Source organism: Massilia sp. 05N420 (genome assembly GCF_056397205.1).
Genome location: NZ_JBFTMX010000254.1, coordinates 1 through 380, shown reverse-complemented (window position 1 = coordinate 380; position 380 = coordinate 1). Strand labels below are relative to the sequence as shown.

The following is a 380-nucleotide window of genomic DNA, read 5'->3' as shown; positions in this document are numbered from 1 at the left end:
ACCGGATGATGGATATCGATGCCTGCGAGGCTGCCGCCCGAAAGGCCAACGACCGGACCTTCACCATGGGGGTGGCGCTCGGCCCTTGTTCCCTGCCGCAGACGCGCAAGCCGAATTTCGAGCTCGGCCCCGACGAGATGGAAATCGGCATGGGCATCCATGGCGAACCCGGCGTAGCGCGCGGCCCGCTGAAAAGCGCCAATGCGATCACCGACGATCTGCTCGACAAGATCTTGCCCGAGATGAAAGCCGCCCGCGGTGACCGCGTTGCCGTTCTGGTCAACGGCCTCGGCGCCACGCCGCTAATGGAGCTCTACATCATGATGGCCCGCGTCAAGCAGCGGCTTGATGGTGAGGGCCTTGTCATCCACTCGACGCTC

1 protein-coding gene is annotated in these 380 nt (G+C 64.2%); it reads left to right on the top strand.

The genetic code is table 11. From position 1 onward, the window contains the following. Positions 1 to 380: dihydroxyacetone kinase subunit DhaK (locus tag AC1DIX_RS28215; RefSeq protein WP_477328677.1), on the top strand; the 380-nt coding region annotated here is incomplete at both ends.